The organism is Paenibacillus litoralis (assembly GCF_046244365.1).
In the GTDB taxonomy this organism is placed as follows: Bacteria; Bacillota; Bacilli; order Paenibacillales; family NBRC-103111; genus Paenibacillus_V.
Genome location: NZ_CP176395.1, coordinates 3,313,448 through 3,333,848 on the forward strand (window position 1 = coordinate 3,313,448; position 20,401 = coordinate 3,333,848).

Consider the following 20,401-nt stretch of genomic DNA (forward strand, 5'->3'; position numbering starts at 1 on the left):
ATCGATGAGCGTAAATTCGATGACTTATCTGGATAACGGAACGATTAAGCTAGGTGTCGACACAACATGGGGAGGCGCTATTTCTTACTTGTCCGCTTCGGGATCTGCGGACAATCTAATCAACAGGCACGACGCGGGACGACTTGTTCAACAATCGTATTACGGCGCCGGGCAATATCCGAATTGCGGCTGGGGTCTTAATCCGGTGCAAGGGGGAGACGTAAACAATCATCCTAGCGGCATTATTTCCCATCATAACACCGGGAGCCTCATTTATGTGAAATGCCGTCCGCTGGACTGGTGCCTGCAAAATGTCGCCGCCGATTGCATCATGGAAAATTGGTATGCTTTGGAAGGGAATGCGGTGAAGGTCGTCGCCCGGTTTACCCATAACGAAACCGTTATGGGGGCTATCCGGGATCAGGAGCTCCCGGCGGTGTTTACGGTGGCATCCATCAATCGGTTTGCCCGATATTCCGGAACCGCTCCTTTTACGAACGGAGCCTTGACTACCGATACGCCGGGTTATCCCAACGAAGTCCATTATCAGTCCGAAGGCTGGGGGACTCATTTGGATGTTTCAGGCAACGGGCTCGGATGGTACACGCCGCATGTGTATTACAGTACGAACTATATGTACATCGGAGACGGAAGCCTGGGGGAACACGGCGATCAGACCGCATACACCGCTCCGTTATACCGATTCGCCCTTTCTCCGGCTTCGCTTTACGAGTTCGACTATTATATAGTCGCGGGAACAGCTGCAGATACCCGGAATTGGGCTTATCAGAAAAACTGCCGAACGGCATCCGGTTGGAATTTCATATTCGACGGAGACAGGGAAGGGTGGTCGCTCAGTTCTCACGCGGACGGAAACGGTCCGTTAAACGGGATTTGGTCGATGATACCTCCCAGTGGAACACCGTTCTCGATCGTCTCTCCTCCCGTCACCATTCCGTCCTCGAGAAATCGGGTGCAAATTCGGTTGAAGAACATGACGGGAGCAACATCGCTAACGTTTTCGTGGCAAAGATCCGGGCTTCAGGAAGCAAATCGGGTCGTCTTCAGCAACTCGGTCACGATCCCGATCGGCAGCAACGGGAATTTCGCAACGTACACCTGCGACATGTCCGCTGTACCCGAATGGACCGGGCTCATTCAGAGCGTAAAGTTTACCGTCACGGGAACGACTGCGTCCAACTTTGATATCGACTGGATCCATATATCGTCTCCGGGCGGCTCCGCTCCGATTGTGAGCAAAGTCCAGGCCGTGGCGCTCTGCGAAAATTTGGCTGCGGTCCATTTCGACACGAATGTAGACGCAACGGCGCAAGTCGAATACGGGAGCACTTTCGGTTACGGGGCACACACGCCCGACAATATCAATCTGTCAACGTCCCATACGGTATATTTGTCCGATTTGCTGCCGAATCAAACGTATCATTACCGCATTCGGACGCGGGATGCCGACGGCAACGAATCGGTCGGTCCGGATAATTCGTTCATAACCCCGACGCGTGTCGTCTCCAAACTATGGAGCTTCGATCAAACCGGCGATTTGGAAGGCTGGACGATGCAAAACCAGGTAACCGGCACCGTTTCGGGAGGCTCTCTGAATCTGACCTCAACCGGCAACGACCCGTACATTTGGTCCCCCGACTTGCTGAATATCGCCAATCCGGCAACCAACCGTTACATCCGGATTCGATTGAAAAACAATGCGAGCAGCACCACTGCCCAATTTTTCTTTATAACCGATTCCGACACGGTTTGGAGTTCGGCCAAATCGGTGGCTTTCTCGATCACCGCGAACGACAGCGCCTATAAGGAATACTCGGTGGATATGGCCGCGAACGGCGCTTGGACGGGAACGGTCCGCAGAATCCGATTCGACCCTCTTTATTCTGCGGGCACGATGAATGTCGACTGGATCCGGGTAACGAATTAAAGACGGTCGAACGAATACGGGAGGATATCCGTCCAGGTCGGGATATGCTAACTGGTTCCGACTATAATCGAAAAAGAAAAACCGAACATCCCATCTCGCTTCGACCACAAACGCGATGGGATGTTCGGTTTCCAATGCAGAAGAACAATCGAGGATATTTATAAGGAAGCGTCTTCCCGGCATATCGTTCCGGCGATGTAGCGATCCCCTAGCGGTTCATCGTAATAGTAATATACAATGATAATATCTCCGTTCGGCAATTGGACGGAGCTCGTGTAGCCAATATCTCCCGCTACCCCGTCATCCCTCAACTCCGTTACCTCGATGTCATCCCATCCTTCGCATTCGCCATCCAGCAAAAATGCCCGTATCCCGTAAGGCTTGTAACGATAACCGAAAGAGACGAGCACATTTCCGCTATTTAAACGAAGTGCATGGAACGGGCAGGGCGAGTAGATGTTTCGCTTGAGCGGAGTACTCCACGTGATGCCTCCATCCAAAGATTCGCTGGTAAACAGTGGATGGGAGAAGCCGTTCGGATCGGGTCCTCTCAAACTTGAAGAACGGAGGAAAGCGACGATTTTTCCGGATGGCGTCTCATAAAGAAACGGCTCGTGGAACAAGTAATGCTCGTGCTCCATCTCCGCGACCCTGGTCCAGGATGTACCCCGGTCATGTGATTTGAGGATAACCACTCGTCCGTTATGATTCGGTTCCACATATGTACTGACGATCAGCGAGCCGTCTTCAAGCTCCTGCGGAATTCCCCTGACAGCCTGCCCCCCGCCCTCGACTGGCTGCGGGACGTCCCAGGTGTTTCCTCCGTCCGTTGATCGGATCGAATACATGCCATCCAACCGGCATAGCCAACGATTAAAAAGCAAGTGATCCGTCGAGGGGACCTGATTGACATCATCCTTGTGGAACACCTTCCAAGCGTAAAACATGCCGAATAGAGTTCCGTCTTTAAATCGGGTAATACAAGGTTCATGCACGCCGGCCAAAAAATCGTCATAGATGACCGAAGGACGCTCATCCCAACTGTTTCCGTTGTCGCGTGAAGAAACGAAAACAGCTCTGGAAGCGGGATCAACATGGGTGATATTGCCCATTTGCCGTATCCTGTTCGGGGCTTGACGAAAAGCGACCATGATCCGATCATCATCGGTTGCGACGGCAATCGGAAATGCGTTGTAGTTTCCATCCCTGTAGACGATCATGTCTTTTACTTTGTGCAGCTCTCTCATGGAGTAAAACCTCCTTTGGATAACTGTATTTAATATACACTTTAGAATATAGCATTCTTTAAAGTGGGGAAACAACATATATTTTTATGAAAATATACATAATTAAATCAATGTATACCTTAAAATATCCATATTGATCCTCTCCAGTACCGGATTTCCGTGTAATGGACGATTTTCCATGTGCGGAGCTGACTTCGATTTTTATTGCAAAACTCCGAAACATCCTTTTGATTCACTGTCTGAGTATCTATTTCTTTGTCAAAGTATACTTTTCATGGCGTTGCGATAAAATAGCTCGAGTGCCGATATTCATAAAGGGAAGACCGAGATCACCGGGGCATGGCCGCGTTCCCCATCCTACCGGCTGGACATGCCATACTTGCTCAAGACGGCTTCCCAAAAAAACAACTTGCCAACAAACGATGCACCTGCTACTATTGGTTTAAGGTTCGAACATTATACCATTATAAGCAGTCGTACAATGAATGTGGAGGCAGTTCAGATGGAATCTCCTTTTTTTGCTCAGTTTAAAGAGATAACGCCGAAACGGGTGAGCGACTTCATTCTGGAACAGCTCGAAGAATCGATCATTCTGAAAGAGGTTTTGCCCGAAGAGCAATTACCGCCTGAAAGGGAATTGGCAACATTATTTAAAGCAAGCCGGTTGGCCGTAAGGGAAGCGATAGCAGAATTGGAACAGAAGGGGCTGATCGAAAGACGTCTCGGAGCGAAAGGCGGAACGTTTGTTTTACCGCTCACCGCCAAAACGCATCAGCGGACGATCCAGCAAATCGCCGACAATTGGACACAAACGAAAGAATTGCTGGAATACCGTTCGATCATCGAGCCGGATGCGGCGAGATTGGCGGCAGCGCGCATTACGCCGGAGCATCTTGCCTATATCCGCGATCTCGTCGAGAAAAGCAGCGGGGAAGATTGCAGCAGGGAAATGTTTCGTTCCTTGGATGTGAAATTTCATTTGGAGATCGCACGCGCATCCGGCAATTCGTATTTTGAAAGCGCTGTTAGACTGATCCGCACGAAGATCAACCCGGGACTAGATTTAATGCCTTACAACCGCGAAATTCAGTTAGCCAGTTATAAGCATCATCATGTACTGCTTGAAGCTCTCGGCGAACGCGATGGAGATAAAGCAAGCAAGACGATGTACATGCACGTCCATAAAACGTTGGCGAAACTGAGCCAATTCGTGGAATAGAGGAAACGGCAGGGAGGTGACAACATGAAATCAGTAGAGCGATTGCCAAGAATAGGCGTTGTAGGGTATTACATCTCGGAGGAAGAAGCGGTTGGCGGACAAATTCGAGGCATTCCAAGGCAAGCATTCTCGCTGTTCAGTTATGACATGATCCAGGCGATCTTCCAATCGGGAGCGACTCCGATCCCGATGCCGGTAGTGGATAAAGATAAGATAGGCCAGCAGCTCGATACGATTGATGGACTCGTCTTCTCGGGCGGAGAAGACGTCGACCCGAGATTGTACGGCGAACAGCTGCAGCCGAGCGCGCACCGGATTGATCCGGTGCGGGACAAGTATGAAATGGAATTGATGGCTTTGGCGCTTGAGCGCAATATCCCGATTCTTTGCATTTGCCGGGGGATGCAACTTCTGAACGTATTTTGCGGGGGGACACTGCACGCCGACATCGATGAATTATCGGATAACATGCTGAATCATTGGGAGACTAAAGAACCTTGGCGCTCGGTTCATCCCGTGCGGGTGAAGCCCGACCATTTTGCAAGCGCTGTCTTGGGCGGGAATGAAATCGGGGTCAACAGTATTCATCATCAATCGGTCAAGCGATTGGGAGAAGGATTGGAGGTGGTTGGCCATTCCGAGGACGAGATTGTGGAAGCGATTGCAATGAAGGACAGGAGCAACGTTCTCGCGGTGCAGTGGCATCCGGAAATGATTGCGAGGCGCGACGATGCGGGACTGCGTCCTTTCCTGTGGCTCAACCGGCTTGCCATATCGGCGGCGAACGAAGACGAGGATCGGAAAGAAGCGGCAAGGGGAACTCAAGGATAGCGTTCCTACATTTAAGGAGGGGTCTACATGTTGGCTAAAAAAGCATGGATGAAAATTTCCGCGGTTATGATGATTTCCGCTCTGATCGTTACTACCGGCTGCAGCGGAAATGCGACAAAAGCACCCGATTCGAAGTCTGCGGACAGCAGCAAAACAGCCGAACCTCCAAAAAAATTAGTCGTTACTTCATTCGGCGGAGATTACGAAACCGCTCAGAAGGAATATTTGATCAAGCCGTTCGAGAAAGCATTCAACGCCAAAGTGGAAGTCGTCACCTTGTATTCAGCCGATGCGCTGGTCCGTATGCGCGCAGAGAAAAATGCCCCTACGCTCGATGTCGTGCAATTCTCCGGTGGTCAGGAAGTACAAGCGGCCAAAGAGGGGTTAATCTTGCCGGCGGACGAGAAATTGCTCACCAATCTGAAAGAGTTGTACAAGCCCGCGATCAACACGAACGGGTATGGCCCGAGCATCGCTTTCGACGCTTTGGGGATTATATACAACGAGAATAAAATCAAAACCGCTCCTACTTCGTGGAACGACTTGTGGAAACCCGAATTCAAAGGACATGTCGGACTGGTCGACTTGACGAATACGTTCGGCCTGCAGTTCGCCGTTATGAACTCGAAGCTTGCCGGTGGAGACGAATCCAATATGGATAAAGGCTTTGACAAAATCAAATCACTTCTGCCGAACGTGGCCGCTATCGTAGCCTCCACCCCGGACGTAGGAAACTTGTTCGCCCAAGAAGAAGCATGGATCGCCGCTTACGATTCCGGATACGCCTTCAACTTCCGCAAGAAAGGGCAGCCAATCAAGTTCGTCGTCCCGAAAGAAGGAGCGATGGCAACTTTCATCAACGCGCAGGTCGTAAAGGGAAGCAAAAACGCAGACCTCGCCCAGCAATTCATTAACTATGCTTTAAGACCGGAAGTTCAACAAGCGTTTGCCGAGCAAACCGGATTTGCCCCGTCGAACAAAAACGTGAAGCTTTCCGCCGAGCTGGCAGCCGTTATGCCATACGGCGAAGCAGCCGTAAACAGCTTGGTGCCGCTGAATTGGGAAGTCGTGACCGCGAACCGCAGCGCCTGGACGGCGCAGTGGAACAAGCTGATCAGCAAATAATCCGCTTGAAGGAAAGAGGTAGCGGTTATGCCAGCCGATACCGCTATCTCTTTTCTCCAACCATGGAAAGGACGGATCCCTTATGTTTCGACGCTTGCCTCCACAGTGGATATTGATGGCTCCCGGCTTGCTCATCCTTATTTTTTTCTTTTTGCTGCCGGTCGGACAACTGCTGTTGTTCAGTTTTTTTCGTACCACTGCGGACGGAATGATGGAGAAGGTTTTCGTGTTCGAGCAATACTTGGCATTTTTCAAGGATCCTCATTACTTGATGATTCTTTGGCGCACCTTGGTCATGGGCGTTATGATCAGTCTGCTATGCTTGATTCTCGGATATTGTCTCGCTTACGGGGTAGCCCGTTCCAACCCGAAAAACAAATATTTGCTGCTGCTTCTCATTGCGTTGCCCTTGCTTACTAGCGCAGTCATCAGAAATTTTGGATGGATCGTCATTTTAGGCCGAAAAGGACTAATCAACCAATTGTTGCTGAACATTGGTTTAATCGATAAACCGATTGACCTGCTTTACACGTCTACCGGCGTCGTCATTGCGATGGTTCACGTCCTGCTGCCCTTTATGGTTTTGGTGCTGTACAGCGTACTGGACGGGATGGATCGGAACTTGGAGTCGGCAGCGGCCAACTTGGGCGCTTCTCCGTCTAAAGTATTCTGGTTTGTGACATTGCCGCTTTCCATGCCGGGTATCGTCGCGGGTACGCTGCTCGTGTTCTCGATCTCGATCAGCTTCTATATAACGCCGGCGTTAATCGGGGGTCCGAGAGTGCAGGTGATGGCGACCGAAATATACAACCAGACGATTCATTTGATGAATTGGCCGTACGCTTCCGCACTTGCCGTCATTTTGCTCATTGCCGTATTCCTGATCACGAATCTGTATAACCGTGCACTTAGACGCAGTTCTGCGCAGGGAGCTGGTATTGTATGAAGAAAAGATTCTCTTTCCTGAACGCGGTCAACCTGCTGATCTATTTGTTTATCGTAGCCCCTCTCGTCGTGGTGGTCATTACTTCTTTCACCGAGAGCGCCTACCTCGTCTTTCCGCCCAAAGGCTTTACGTTTCATTGGTACAATGAAGTATTAACCGGAGGGCGATATGCCAAGCCTTTCTGGAACAGCATATGGATTGCCGTGACGACAACCGCCATTGCATTGCCGATCGGCACGTTAATCGCTCTGGCGTTCAAGAAGTACGAATTCCGTTCCAAAGAAACGATGCGGTCGTTATTTTTGTCTCCGCTGCTCGTGCCGACGCTGCTTTTCGGAATAGGCTTGCTCATTTTTTACAGCAACCTGGGAATCAGCGACTATTTCTTCCGGCTCGTGATGGCGCATATCATTCTTACGGTGCCATATGTTGTGAGGACGATGAGCGCGGGGTTGGCCCGTCTGGACCGTTCGGTGGAAGAAGCATCTTTAATTCTCGGCGCTACGCCGTGGCAAACGCTTAGGCTCGTTACGATTCCGCTCGTACGCCCCGCCTTGATGGCAAGCGCTTTCTTCGCTTTCATCATGTCGTTCGACGAGTTGGTCATGGCTTTATTCTTAACCGGACCGGGAATGATTACGCTGCCCATGCTCATTTACTCGGACATTCAGTTTAATATGACTCCGGCTATTGCGGCCGTATCTTCCATTATCATACTGGGCACTGTCCTCATCGGTTTGATCGGGATGAGCATGCTGAAACGAAATAAGATTTTGTAGCGGGGAGGTCCGTTTAATGAGTGAACTGCGATTACGGGAGCTTAGAAAGCAATATGGCGCCAATGTCATTGTGGAAAAGTTGGATTTGACCGTCCGCAGCGGGGAAATGGTGTCCTTATTAGGTCCGAGCGGATGCGGTAAAACGACTACGCTGCGAATGGTTGCGGGGCTTCTGGAGCCGACAAGCGGCTCGATCCATTTGGCGGATAGAGAATTGACGCGGGTGGCTCCATACAAGCGCAACGTCGGCCTGGTGTTTCAAAATTATGCGTTGTTCCCGCATCTGTCCATCTTCGAGAACGTTGCATTCGGTCTGCACCGTCAAGGCATTCCGAAGCAAGAAATAAAGGACAGAGTGCTGCAAGCTTTGCAATCGGTGCAGCTCGCCGGCATGGAGCAAAGAATGCCCGCTCAATTGTCGGGCGGCCAGCAGCAGCGGGTTGCACTCGCTCGTACGCTTGTCCTGCGGCCTCCGCTCGTGTTGTTCGACGAGCCCTTGAGCAATCTGGATGCAAAGCTGCGTCAAATGCTACGCGTCGAAATACGCCAGTTGCAGAAGCAGATCGGATTTACCGCCATCTTCGTTACTCATGACCAGGAAGAAGCGATGGTATTATCCGACAGAATCGCCGTCATGAATAAAGGCCACATCGTGCAGCTGGACACACCCGAGAACGTATACGGCCGTCCGAACGATTCGTTCGTAGCAGACTTTGTAGGGGACTCGAATTTGCTGCCGGTGAAAGAGCTTAAGGCGGCAAACGGGAACACGGAAGTAACGCTTATGGGTGGTCGGCGCATTAAAGCGGCCGGAATTTCGGACAAGACGGGAAACGCTACGGCGATGACTCGTCCGGAAGCGGTGCGGTTGTTCGCTGTTAGCGATCCGGCAGGGGCGCAGATCGATCGGGATGAGCAGAATCAAATAATGGGAACCGTGCTTTATATCCACTATACGGGATCGGCCTATTTGATCGGCTTGCAAGTTTCCGGACTGGAGAAACCGTTCCTTGTCAAAATGCCGATGCACGGAGAAGCGAATATGTCTTTGCGCGAAGGCGATCTTGTCCATGCGGTTTGGCAAGTCAGATCAACGTTTTTATTTTAAAATAAACGGATGCTTATGAAGTAAGTTACACTACGTAAAACTCTCAGGAGGAACCCATAATGGATCATACGAAAACACTGGTAATCGCACAAGGCACGGACGCTTCGACAATGGATCCGTACGCCCATTCCGAAACGACAACCGCCAATATTTTGCTGCAAGTGTACGATGGCCTTGTCCGTCGCAATCCTTCGATGGATATCGAGCCTTGGTTGGCGGAAAGCTGGGAAGTCATTACCGATACGGTGATCGAATTCCGTCTGCGCGCTGGCATTACGTTCCATAATGGGGAGAAGCTGAATGCGAATACGGTGAAATACTCGCTGGAGCGTATGGTCGATCCTCACCGGGAGCCCAAATTCCCCCCGTACGGCCGGTTCAATTCGATCGACCATGTCGATATTGTCGACGACCTGACCGTGCGTGTCGTGACGAACCGACCGGATCCCAATCTACTGGCGCAGCTTACAGGACTAATGATTATTCCGCCGCAGTATATCGCCGCTCACGGGGAAGAACATTTCAGCCGCGTTCCGAACGGAACAGGCCCTTACAAGTTCGTCAGCTGGGATAAGCCTAATGGCATCGTGGAAATGACGGCCAACAAGGAATACTGGCACGGAAGTCCTTCCGTGCAGAAGCTGACCTTCCGGGCCGTACCCGAAGGAAACGACCGCGTACAAGGACTGCACGACGGCACGATTCATCTGGCCGCCAATTTCCCTCCGCTGCAGCGCGCGCAAGTGGAAGCGAACCCGGAACTGTCGGTTGTCGGCACTCCGAGCGTCGGCGTTATTTATATGGGCATCAATACCCATCACCCAATTCTGAAAAATAAAAAGCTGAGACAAGCTATGGCTCACGCCATCCATGTGCGCGAGATTATTCAGAAAGAATTGAGCGGCTGCGGCGCGCCTCTTTCCGGTCCGGTATATCCGCAAGCTTTTGGCGTAGACCCTACTCTTCCGCCAATCGCTTACGATTTGGAGCGGGCCAAGGAATTGATGGCAGAAGCCGGTTACCCGGACGGAGTGGACATTAAGTTGGAAGTGCCGGACGGCCGTTTCACGCAAGACAAGGAGATCGGTCTGCGCATCGGGCATCAATTGGCGAAAATCGGCATTCGCTTGCATGTAGATATTCAGCCGTGGCCGCAATTCATCAGCCGGTTCCGCAATCATGAATACGATCAAATGTATTATGTTGGATGGGGCAATTCGACCTTCGATCCCGATGAAGTATACCGCAACGCTTATATCGCGCCGAACCCGTGGAATCCGACGGATTTCCATAATGACGATATGGCTGACATGGTGATGGAAGCGAGCAACATTCTTGATTCGGATCGCCGGAATGAATTGTACCGTGTGGCGTGTCTTATTTTCCGCGACGAACTGCCCTGGATTCCGTTGTTCCAGCAATTCGACTTGTACGGGTTAAGCAAAAAGTGGAATTGGCAGCCACGCATGGACGAATACATTTACGTCTGCGACGTTACGGCAGCGGATTGATCCGCTCATCACGAAATGGGCATAGGGGAGGGGAACATCATGGCAGAAGCAATACAGGGCATCGGTAAAATGTACATCGGCGGACAATGGGTGGAAGCCGCATCGGGCAAAACCCGCGACATTACGAACCCGGCTACGGGGGAGCGCATTGCCGTCGTGACGGAAGGCGGTCTGGAAGACGTGCAGCGTGCGATCCAAGTAGCCCGCCATACGTTCGATGAGACAAGCTGGAGAGATACTTCGTCCAGGGAACGGGCAAGATTGCTGTTCGCCTTGGCCGATCAAATAGAAGCGCATACGGAGGAGCTTGCCCGATTGGAGACGTTGAACAACGGGAAGCCGCTCGGCGAAGCGGAATCCGACGTATCGAGCGCAGTCAGCTGTTTCCGCTATTATGCCGGACTTATTACGAAGCCTCATGGACAAACGTACGAGGTGCCTTACCCGATCCAAGCGATGGTCGTCAGAGAGCCGGTCGGGGTATGCGGTCAAATCGTGCCGTGGAACTTCCCGCTCATGATGGCGGCCTGGAAGTTGGCTCCTTGCCTCGGTGCCGGGAACGTAACGGTGTTCAAGCCATCGGAAATTACGCCGCTAACCGCAATCCGGTTGTTCGAGCTGATCGAGAAAGTCGGCTTTCCGAAAGGAGTCGCTAACCTCGTGCTTGGCGACGGCCAAACGGTCGGCGCAGAGCTGGCAGCCAGCCATTTGGTGGACAAAGTCGCCTTTACCGGCGGTACGGAAACCGGTCGCAGCGTGATGAGAGCCGCCGCGGGCAACATCAAGAAAGTATCGCTGGAGCTGGGCGGCAAATCGCCGAATATCGTGTTTGCCGATGCGGATCCGTCCATCGTCGCCGAATATGTCATGTACGGCATCTATATCGGTTCCGGTCAAGTTTGTTCATCGGGCTCCCGTTTATTGATCCAGGACGAAATCTACGATGCATTTATGAAAGAGCTGGTGGAAAGAACGAACCTGATCCGCGTAGGCAACGGAATGGACGGCGGAACCGAAATGGGACCTCTTGTCACGCAGGCGCATATGGAAAAGGTGTTGTCGTACATCGAAATCGGCCGTCAAGAAGGCGCGACCGTCGCTGCCGGGGGCAACCGGATGACGGACGGCATATACGTAAAAGGAAATTTCGTGGAGCCGACGATACTTACCGATACGACGCCCGACATGCGGGTCGTACAAGAAGAAATATTCGGACCGGTGCTCGTCGTCCAGCGGTTCAAGGATGAGGAAGAAGCGATCCGTCTGGCGAACGGAACGGTATACGGGTTGGCGGGAGCCGTATTTACGAACGACGCAAACCGCTCGCTGCGCGTTGCGAGAAAGGTGCGTTCCGGCATTATGTGGGTAAATACGTATCATCCGACCTATAACGAAGCGCCGTGGGGCGGGTTTAAGCAGAGCGGGCTTGGCCGGGAATTGGGCACATTCGGTTTGGACGAATATACGGAAGTGAAGCAAATCAACGTCAATATGGAGCTTAAACCTTTGGGATTCTATAAAGGCAAAGGGGAATAGGAGAAATGGACAACCAGACAAATTTCGTATCGATTCAAACTCCCGTCCCTGGCCCGAAAACGGCGGCGATGCTGGAAAGAAGATGGCAAGCCGTGCCGAGAGGAGTAGGTAACAACACTCCGATTTTTGTCCAAAAAGCGGAAGGCGCTTTGCTGTACGATGTCGACGGCAACGTGTTTCTCGATTTTGCCGGGGCGATCGGCACGATTAACGCCGGTCATTGCCCTCCCGAAGTGGTGCAAGCGATCCAAAAGCAAGCCGAGCAGTATATCCATACTTGCTTTCATGTAGCGATGTACGAACCGTACGTGGAACTGGCGGAGAAACTGGCGCAGCTGACGCCGGGGCAATTCCCCAAAAAAGCGATGTTTTTGAACAGCGGTGCGGAAGCGGTGGAAAATGCGGTCAAAATCGCCCGCAAATTTACGCGCCGGCCCGGGATCGTTTCCTTTTCCCGCGGGTTTCATGGACGTACGCTTCTCGGTATGTCGCTGACCAGCAAGGTGAAGCCTTATAAATTCGAAATGGGTCCTTTTGCTCCGGCTACGTACAAAGCGCAATTCCCTTACCCGCTGCATCGTCCGGAAGGGATGACGGAAACCGAATATGCGTTGTTTTGCGTGCGCCAGTTCGAGGAGTTCCTGTACACCGAGGCGGCACCGGAAGAAATTGCCGCTGTGATTATGGAGCCGGTACAGGGGGAAGGCGGATTTATCGTACCTCCCGTGCAGTTTGTAGAAGGGATCTTCAACATTTGTAAAAAACACGGCATCCTGTTTATCGCCGATGAAATTCAGACCGGGTTCGGTCGTACGGGCGAGATGTTCGCATCCGCCCATTTCGGAATCGAGCCGGATTTGATCACGTTGTCCAAATCGATTGCGGCCGGTTTGCCGATCAGTGCGGTCGTCGGTAGAGCGGACGTCATGGACGCTCCGAGTCCCGGGGAAATCGGCGGTACGTATGGCGGCAGCCCGCTCGGTTGCGTCGCGGCGCTCGCGGTTATCGAGCTGATGGAACGGGACGGTCTCGTGCAGCGCTCCAGAATTATCGGAGAAACGATCCGGACGTTCTTCCAAACGCTACAGAAGGAAGTTCCTCTGATCGCCGAAGTCCGAGGACTCGGGGCGATGAGCGCGGTAGAGTTCATTCATCCGGATACGAAGCTTCCTGCCAAATCGTTCGTTGCCGGGTTAACGAAAGCTTGTTACGAATCCGGTGTCATTTTGTTGTCCGCCGGCGTTCACGGCAATGTCCTTCGTTTCCTGACTCCGCTTGTCATTACGGATGGTGAGCTGCAGGAAGGGCTTGATATAATCGGCCATGTCGTCAAATCGATGGCTTCGGCCGGTTAAGGAACGGAGGGAGAGCTTGTGAAGAAACATTTGTACATCAACGGTCAATGGAAAGAGGCGGCTTCTTATACGGAGCTCGCCTCTCCGTTTAGTGGCGAAGTAATCGCACATGTCGCGCAAGCGGATGAAGCGGATACGGATGAAGCGATTCAGGCGGCCAAGGCTGCAACGGCCGTAATGGCATCGATGCCGGCGCATCAGCGTTCCGCCATTCTCGAGAAAGCCGCCGCGCTGCTCGAGGCCCGCAAAGAAGAGATGGCACGGATTCTCGCGTTGGAAGCAGCCAAGCCGATCAAAACCGCGCGGGGCGAAATCGCCCGAACGATCCAAACGTATAAATTTGCCGCTATGGAAGCGTGCCGCATTCATGGCGAAACGGTTCCTTTGGACGCGGCACCCGGCGGAGAAGGACGAATCGCGTTTACGCTGCGCAAGCCGATCGGCGTAGTCGGAGCGATTACACCGTTTAACTTTCCGTTCAATCTGGTCGCTCACAAGGTCGGACCGGCGATTGCCGCGGGAAATACGGTCGTGCTGAAGCCGGCAAGCCAAACGCCGCTGTCCGCACTCGCTCTCGCCGATCTGTTCGCGGAAGCGGGGCTTCCCGCTGGAGCACTCAATATTATTCCCGGTAAAGGCTCCATTGTGGGCGAGAAGCTCGTCAAGGACTCCCGCGTCGCCGCGATTACGTTCACAGGCAGCCCGGAAGTCGGTATCGCCATGAAAAACAAAGCCGGTTTAAAGCGCGTCACGCTCGAACTCGGCTCCAACTCCGGCTTGATTATCGATGAATCGGCGGACATCACGCAGGAGTTGATCAACCGCTGCGTTTTGGGCGCTTTCTCATTCAGCGGTCAAGTTTGCATTTCGATTCAGCGGATTTTTATTCATTCGGCCAAATTTCACGAATTTGCCGACCGGTTCAAAGAAGCGACGGATAAGCTCGTTATCGGCAATCCGCTCGACGAGCATACCGATCTGTCCGCGATGATTTCGAATAAAGAAGCGGCGCGCATGCAGGAGTGGGTGGACAGCGCCGTAGCCCGGGGGGCTGTCATACTAACGGGAGGAATAGCGATTTCGCCCGGCGTTTTCCCGCCGACGATTTTGACGAATGTGCCGACGCAAGAACCGGTTTCGTGTCAGGAAGTATTCGGCCCGTTAGTTGCGTTGTCCTCATTCGATACTTTGGATGAAGCGATTGATGCCGTCAACGATTCCCGCTACGGCTTGCAGGCCGGTATTTATACCCGTGATATCCAAGCCGCGATGCGCGCTGCCGAGCGGCTTGAAGTCGGCGGAGTGATGATCAACGACTTTCCGACGTTCCGTGTCGACAATATGCCGTATGGCGGCGTAAAGGAAAGCGGCTTCGGCCGCGAAGGGATCAAGTATGCAGTCGAAGAGATGACGGAGCTTAAGCTGATCAGCATCAAATTGTAGAAATTATACTGCGATCCATAGGAGGAAGTGCGATTTGGCCTCAAATACAAGCATCATCATCCGGCTCGAACTTGCCAAAACGCCCGGTTCCTTCGCGGAAATCGCCGGAGCGATCGTACAGGCCGGCGGCGACATTATCGCCGTCGACATGATTCACGTCGGGAAAGAATCGACCACAAGGGATATTACGGTCAATTTGATGGGCGTTCAGGCTAAGGACATCACGGACGCGATACGCCATATGCCGGATGTTACGCTCGTCAACGTATCCGACCCTACCTTCCTGGCTCATCTTGGCGGGAAAATCGAGCTTCAGCCGAAAATGCCGATCAAGACGCGTGACGATTTGTCCAAGGTGTATACGCCGGGAGTGGCGAAAGTGTGCATGGCGATCCATGAAAATCCGGCGAGTGCGTTTTCGCTGACGATCAAGCGGAATACCGTAGCCGTTGTCTCCGATGGAACCGCCGTACTGGGCCTCGGAGATATCGGTCCCGAGGCGGCCATGCCGGTCATGGAAGGTAAGGCGATGCTGTTCAAGCAACTGGCTGGCGTGGATGCATTCCCCTTATGTCTCGCCTCCAAGGACACGGAGGAAATTATCCGTACCGTCAAGCTGCTGTCTCCCGCATTCGGAGGCATCAATCTGGAAGATATTTCGTCGCCTCGCTGTTTCGAGATCGAGGAGCGTCTGAAGCGGGAGCTGAATATTCCCGTGTTCCATGACGATCAGCACGGTACCGCAGTCGTCCTTCTTGCGGGACTTCTAAATGCGCTTAAGATCGTCGGCAAGACGGTCTCGGACATACGGGTCGTCGTTACGGGCATCGGCGCCGCAGGCGTGTCCATCGTCAAAATGCTGCTTGCCGCAGGGGTTAAAGATCTGATCGCGGTCGATCGCGAAGGCGCATTGTGCAGAACCCGGACATACTCGAATGCGATGTGGTCGTGGATAGCGGAGAGAACGAACCCGGAGTTAAAAGAAGGGCTGCTGTCGGACGTCATCCCGGGTGCCGATGTTTTCATCGGCGTTTCCCGCAAAGGGGTGCTGAAGATCGACGATATTAAGCGGATGGCTTCCGATCCGATCGTGTTCGCGATGGCGAATCCCGAGCCGGAGATCGAACCGGAGCTGGCCGAGCCTCATGTACGGGTCATCGCCACAGGGCGGAGCGACTATCCGAATCAAATCAACAACGTGCTTTGTTTCCCGGGCATTTTTCGCGGGGCGCTCGATTGCAGAGCGACGACGATCAATGAGGAAATGAAGCTGAAAGCGGCTTGGGCAATCGCCTCCGTAGTCAGCGACAAGGAATTGACAGACCAATATATCATTCCGAGCATATTCAACGATAAAGTCGTTCCGGCCGTTCGCCATGCCGTCATTCAAGCGGCTATTGAAACGAACGTGGCCCGAAGAATACCGCCTGAGTATCGTCAGGAAAAGTAACGCCTCCGGGAATAGTATCGAAACAACCTGCTTCCATTGCAGCTAATGCACAATGGAGCAGGTATTTTTCATTCATGAACAATTTCAAAAACGGTCCCCTGGTTACGATCAGCCACTTTCATAGAGCCATAAACCCCTAAATATAGTCTGGTTTGATTCAGATTCGTTCCCAAACTAACATAATAAGCGGATTGAGACCCAAAAGGATAATCGGTTTCAATAACGCTAAAATCATTTCGTTTACAATCTGTTCTTACCCTGGTATAAGCTAAAACTCCTCTAACCGGTGGGGCAGATCCTTCATTCCGGGCAAGATCGGTAAACACAACGCTTCCCGTTAGGTCGGGGATTCCATTCCCCATATAGGGCTGGACTCCTGTAAGTGCGGTTCCTCCAAATTTATCGGGTCGGGGATCTTTATGAAAATAACTTGTTAAAGGCTGAAGACGCCTCACAGAAGTTCTTACTGCTTCATTGTAATAGGCGATTATTTTCTCATCCAAAGTCGGATTTGCAGAGCAGTTCCTAATAAACGAAGTAGGAAAATCACCTTCCCACCCTCGCCAGCCAAAGTTAATAAATTCTTCTTGGTCAGGTTCAGCATTCATTAAAGAAGCTTGAATAAGCTGGGTAACCGGTATTGATTTATAATGAACGAAGGAAAAAATCGACTCTACCAAATCCTGTCCGACATTTCCTGCGTATTTGATATACTGATTATTAAACCTTTGAAACGAAATGCCTGGTATATTGCGAACTCCTTTGGCAATTACCGTAAGCGTTTCCTGAATAGGTACGGGTAGCTCATTAAAACGTGTAACTACGGGTGGATTATCGATAAATGTATGCTTACCTACATCAATTTCAATTATTTTACCTGCGATTTCCATATCGTCTTGGCTTAAATTAAATGGATCATAGCCTGATCCGCCATCTCCGGTTGTCAAAACAAGTTTTCCTGTTTCAGGTGAAAAGTTTAAGCTATTGACACCATTATGGTTTAAAAATGGTCTTCTTATATGAAGTAACGTCCGCCGTTTTTGAGGTTGGCCATTCGATTGTAGAATCCATTCTTCAACGGTATCAATATGATCGTATTGCATTTCTCTATTTATCCACTTTAGGTTTAAGGTACTAGAATCACACGGATTAGGCTTAAAAGATTCAAAAGGAGCACCTGGAAGAGCACCTGGACCTTGGGTTCCAGCTGCTGAATAATGGAGATAAAACAGGCCGTTATAATAAAATTCGGGATGAAATGCTAGCCCTAGCAATCCCCGCTCATCATATCCGCCACTAGAAACACCTAGTTTTATGATCCGTGGGCGAATATCTAAAAAAGTCCCTATACCCCCGTTTCCTATGTAAAAGATCTCTCCTACCTGGGTTGCAATAAATAATCTTTCGATTGAGTCACCCGGAAGTATAGTTGTTTTCAAAACAGTGGGTAAATTTAGCTTGCTAACAATGGGCCGCAAACTAACTTTAACTTTTATCAATTAACTTACCCTCCCTTTTTATTGTTTTCTTTATATAAGAATATGATTAGAACGGTTTATTATTACCCGGGGTACCTGGCTCTACGTTTAAGGAGTGGGCCTCTTTGGTCTCGGCAAATTCAAAAGTCAATCGATTCAAGCGGTTCGAAAGCTCTTGCTGTCCAAGGCGAAAAGCATGCGAATGATCAGCAGCTGCAACCTCGTAAAGCGAACGGGAGACTAGTTCAAATTCGATTGTCTGAATTATTGACATGGGAACATTTGTTTCGTGTACCTTTACATGTAAGGATATAGAATTTTTTAATCTAGGAGTTGATAGTATTGCCTCATATACGGTGCAACAACATAGAAATGTATTATGAACAAATGGGTGTCGGCGATCCGATTTTATTCTTACATAGTGGATTTTCAAGAGGAATATTAGCTTTTGCCAGTCAAATTCTTGATTTTCAAAACAAGTATTCTTGTTACTTTCCAGACTTTCGGGGACATGGACGAACGAGGAGTAAAAGCCTTGAATGGAGTACTCCCCTACATGCTGAAGATATTATTGCTTTCATGGACCAGTTACAGATTTCTAAAGCGCATCTTGTTGGATATGGAATGGGAGGAGGCGTTGCATTATATTGTGCCGTGAATCAACCTCAAAGGATAATGTCCATAACATCAATTGGGCAAAGCGGATTTGTCGCATCCATGGAATCTGAACAATTTGAACCGGAGTGGCTGATCACTCATGAGTGTAATGACTTTATCAATATGATGAAACACAGACATTTTGAAGCGCATCAAGGAGATTGGCAACATTTTTTGAGGCAAAAAGTAAAAGATTGGCGTACATATCCGCAATTGAGTAACGAACAATTTAACAGCATAGTTTGTCCTACACTATTCCTTGCAGGACAGAATGATCCGTATGCACCAGAAGAAGACCTTAAGCGCGTGACATCGCTTATTCGAAACTCTCGGTACGTTATTGTGCCTGGTTGCAGTCATAGACCACACATGATCAGAGAGAATCCTATCTTTGTGAATGATACAATCATGCAGTTCTTAGAGCAACGGATACGAAAGCTACATCACGAGGCTCCAATAACACAACTATGAACCTACCATTTTCATCTTGCATTTTTATTCCTTTTTTCATATAATTATTTTTGTCGATTTTTGCCATATTGTGTAGGGAATGATCATGGAAATTGATTTATGGAACAATTTGGGGTCGATACTAATTAACAACCAGGGGTGTGTAATGGTTCAACAAAGAAATATCGCACTAGCAATCATTTTATCTTTAATCACATGCGGTCTTTATGCAATTTATTGGTTTATTGTGTTGACCAACGATGTTGGCAAAGTAAGTGGAGACAACTCTTTCACAGGCGGAAAGCATTTCCTGCTGACATTGGTCACTTGCGGCATTTGGAGCTTCATATGGGCCTACCAAGTCGGTAAGCAATTGGCAGAGGCGCAGCGGCAGCGCGGCTACGTAATATCCGACAATTCGGTGCTTTACCTCATCCTTACATTTGTGGGATTGGGAATCGTAACGTATGCACTGGTACAATCGGATATCAACAAATTTGCGTAAGTTTAACAAATTTCGGAAGGGGAACAGCGGACTTCTCTGGGGTTCCTCGCTTTTCGCCGGAGGTTTGTTGTACTTGGAAGTATGGTTGCCTGCAACAAAAATCGGAGTTCCCTGCCTGTTTCATGAGTTATCGGGGTTTTATTGCCCGGGATGCGGAATCACAAGGGCAGCTACTTCCTTGCTGCGGTTGGATTTTCATCAGGCTTTTCACTATAACCCCTTGTTATTTTTCCTTGTTCCGATGTATATCACTTACATCATCGCAAAAAAGAGACGGATGCCGCGGACAAGCAATGCGATTATGACTGTCATGTTGACTCTGACCATTGCGTTTGGTTTATTCAGGAATATACCCGGATTGGATTGGATGGCTCCAACAATCGGATCGTAACGAAGAAAGCCGCACGGAGGGTTCCCCTTCCATGCGGCTCATTTTATTTTATGGCTTCTTTTCGGTATCGGCTACCCGCTCTTGTAGGAAGTCGACGATCTGGACCGCCTTCATGCGATAGGATTGCCCGTGGTGCTCCACGCCCAGCTTCATCTGGAGAAGCGCATCGATCACCTTCATTCGGTATACGTTCCTTCCATATCGTTAGATTCATGGGCAAGAGGAAAGGGCCTTACTCAACGATAAGACCTGACCGAGGAGATCTTTCGCCGGAGTTGCTCCGACCGAGTTCCAAGAAGAGGCGGCTTACAAGCCGCCTCATCTTCAGGTTGTAGAAAAAGACAGGACCCTCTTCGACGCATCGAAGCGGGTCCTGTTTCTATTCGGTTCCATGTAGGAGATATGCCGTCTAACACGGGTAG

18 protein-coding genes are annotated in these 20,401 nt (G+C 50.6%); 15 read left to right on the plus strand and 3 right to left on the minus strand.

Annotated features, from left to right (window positions below):
* The first annotated feature begins 4 nt into the window (after positions 1–4).
* Positions 5–1,948: a hypothetical protein gene (locus tag ACKGJP_RS13320; protein WP_409346116.1), complete on the plus strand. Its 1,944-nt coding sequence runs from the start codon at positions 5–7 to the stop codon at positions 1,946–1,948.
* A gap of 158 nt (positions 1,949–2,106) precedes the next feature.
* Here ACKGJP_RS13320 and ACKGJP_RS13325 read toward each other — a convergent pair whose 3' ends face one another.
* Entirely contained in the window at positions 2,107–3,195 is a 1,089-nt protein-coding gene (locus ACKGJP_RS13325; RefSeq protein ID WP_409346117.1) for a sialidase family protein, read from the minus strand.
* Positions 3,196–3,697: 502 nt separating this feature from the next.
* Between ACKGJP_RS13325 and ACKGJP_RS13330 the strand changes: the two genes are divergently transcribed.
* The 11 genes from ACKGJP_RS13330 to ACKGJP_RS13380 all read left to right on the plus strand — a co-directional run bounded on the left by ACKGJP_RS13330 (position 3,698) and on the right by ACKGJP_RS13380 (position 16,498).
* Positions 3,698–4,414: a FadR/GntR family transcriptional regulator gene (locus ACKGJP_RS13330; RefSeq protein ID WP_409346118.1), complete on the plus strand. Its 717-nt coding sequence runs from the start codon at positions 3,698–3,700 to the stop codon at positions 4,412–4,414.
* Between the two features lie 24 nt (positions 4,415–4,438).
* Positions 4,439–5,245 (plus strand): gamma-glutamyl-gamma-aminobutyrate hydrolase family protein, encoded by an 807-nt coding sequence (locus tag ACKGJP_RS13335; RefSeq protein ID WP_409346119.1) that lies wholly within the window; start codon positions 4,439–4,441, stop codon positions 5,243–5,245.
* A gap of 27 nt (positions 5,246–5,272) precedes the next feature.
* Positions 5,273–6,370, plus strand: coding sequence for an ABC transporter substrate-binding protein (locus tag ACKGJP_RS13340; RefSeq protein WP_409346120.1), 1,098 nt, complete (start codon positions 5,273–5,275; stop codon positions 6,368–6,370).
* Positions 6,371–6,452: 82 nt separating this feature from the next.
* Entirely contained in the window at positions 6,453–7,316 is an 864-nt protein-coding gene (locus ACKGJP_RS13345) for an ABC transporter permease (protein ID WP_409346121.1), read from the plus strand.
* Positions 7,313–8,095 (plus strand): ABC transporter permease, encoded by a 783-nt coding sequence (locus ACKGJP_RS13350; protein WP_409346122.1) that lies wholly within the window; start codon positions 7,313–7,315, stop codon positions 8,093–8,095. Before ACKGJP_RS13345 ends, ACKGJP_RS13350 begins: the two co-directional genes overlap by 4 nt.
* 16 nt (positions 8,096–8,111) lie before the next feature.
* Entirely contained in the window at positions 8,112–9,203 is a 1,092-nt protein-coding gene (locus ACKGJP_RS13355; RefSeq protein WP_409346123.1) for an ABC transporter ATP-binding protein, read from the plus strand.
* Positions 9,204–9,262: 59 nt separating this feature from the next.
* Positions 9,263–10,714, plus strand: a complete 1,452-nt coding sequence (locus ACKGJP_RS13360; protein WP_409346124.1) for an ABC transporter substrate-binding protein — start codon at positions 9,263–9,265, stop codon at positions 10,712–10,714.
* A 39-nt stretch (positions 10,715–10,753) separates the two neighbouring features.
* Positions 10,754–12,250: an aldehyde dehydrogenase family protein gene (locus ACKGJP_RS13365; protein WP_409346125.1), complete on the plus strand. Its 1,497-nt coding sequence runs from the start codon at positions 10,754–10,756 to the stop codon at positions 12,248–12,250.
* 5 nt (positions 12,251–12,255) lie between these two features.
* Positions 12,256–13,605 carry a 4-aminobutyrate--2-oxoglutarate transaminase gene (gabT, locus tag ACKGJP_RS13370; RefSeq protein ID WP_409346126.1) on the plus strand — a complete coding sequence of 450 codons (1,350 nt, stop codon included), beginning with the start codon at positions 12,256–12,258 and terminating at the stop codon, positions 13,603–13,605.
* Positions 13,606–13,623: 18 nt separating this feature from the next.
* Positions 13,624–15,048: an aldehyde dehydrogenase family protein gene (locus tag ACKGJP_RS13375; protein WP_409346127.1), complete on the plus strand. Its 1,425-nt coding sequence runs from the start codon at positions 13,624–13,626 to the stop codon at positions 15,046–15,048.
* Between the two features lie 34 nt (positions 15,049–15,082).
* Positions 15,083–16,498, plus strand: a complete 1,416-nt coding sequence (locus tag ACKGJP_RS13380; protein WP_409346128.1) for an NAD-dependent malic enzyme — start codon at positions 15,083–15,085, stop codon at positions 16,496–16,498.
* A gap of 68 nt (positions 16,499–16,566) precedes the next feature.
* Here the strand turns inward: ACKGJP_RS13380 and ACKGJP_RS13385 are convergent, their stop codons facing one another.
* Positions 16,567–17,997 (minus strand): PQQ-dependent sugar dehydrogenase, encoded by a 1,431-nt coding sequence (locus ACKGJP_RS13385; protein WP_409346129.1) that lies wholly within the window; start codon positions 17,995–17,997, stop codon positions 16,567–16,569.
* A 321-nt stretch (positions 17,998–18,318) separates the two neighbouring features.
* Here ACKGJP_RS13385 and ACKGJP_RS13390 point away from each other — a divergent pair, with 321 nt between their 5' ends.
* From ACKGJP_RS13390 to ACKGJP_RS13400, 3 genes are all read left to right on the plus strand, one after another.
* Complete coding sequence (locus ACKGJP_RS13390) at positions 18,319–19,104, plus strand: alpha/beta fold hydrolase (protein ID WP_409346130.1); 786 nt, start codon at positions 18,319–18,321, stop codon at positions 19,102–19,104.
* A gap of 145 nt (positions 19,105–19,249) precedes the next feature.
* Positions 19,250–19,588, plus strand: coding sequence for a DUF4234 domain-containing protein (locus tag ACKGJP_RS13395; protein ID WP_409346131.1), 339 nt, complete (start codon positions 19,250–19,252; stop codon positions 19,586–19,588).
* A gap of 73 nt (positions 19,589–19,661) precedes the next feature.
* A complete protein-coding gene (locus ACKGJP_RS13400) occupies positions 19,662–19,979 on the plus strand; it encodes a DUF2752 domain-containing protein (RefSeq protein ID WP_409346132.1) in 318 nt (105 codons plus the stop codon).
* A gap of 48 nt (positions 19,980–20,027) precedes the next feature.
* Here the strand turns inward: ACKGJP_RS13400 and ACKGJP_RS13405 are convergent, their stop codons facing one another.
* Positions 20,028–20,159, minus strand: coding sequence for a hypothetical protein (locus ACKGJP_RS13405; RefSeq protein WP_409346133.1), 132 nt, complete (start codon positions 20,157–20,159; stop codon positions 20,028–20,030).
* Positions 20,160–20,401: the final 242 nt, after the last annotated feature.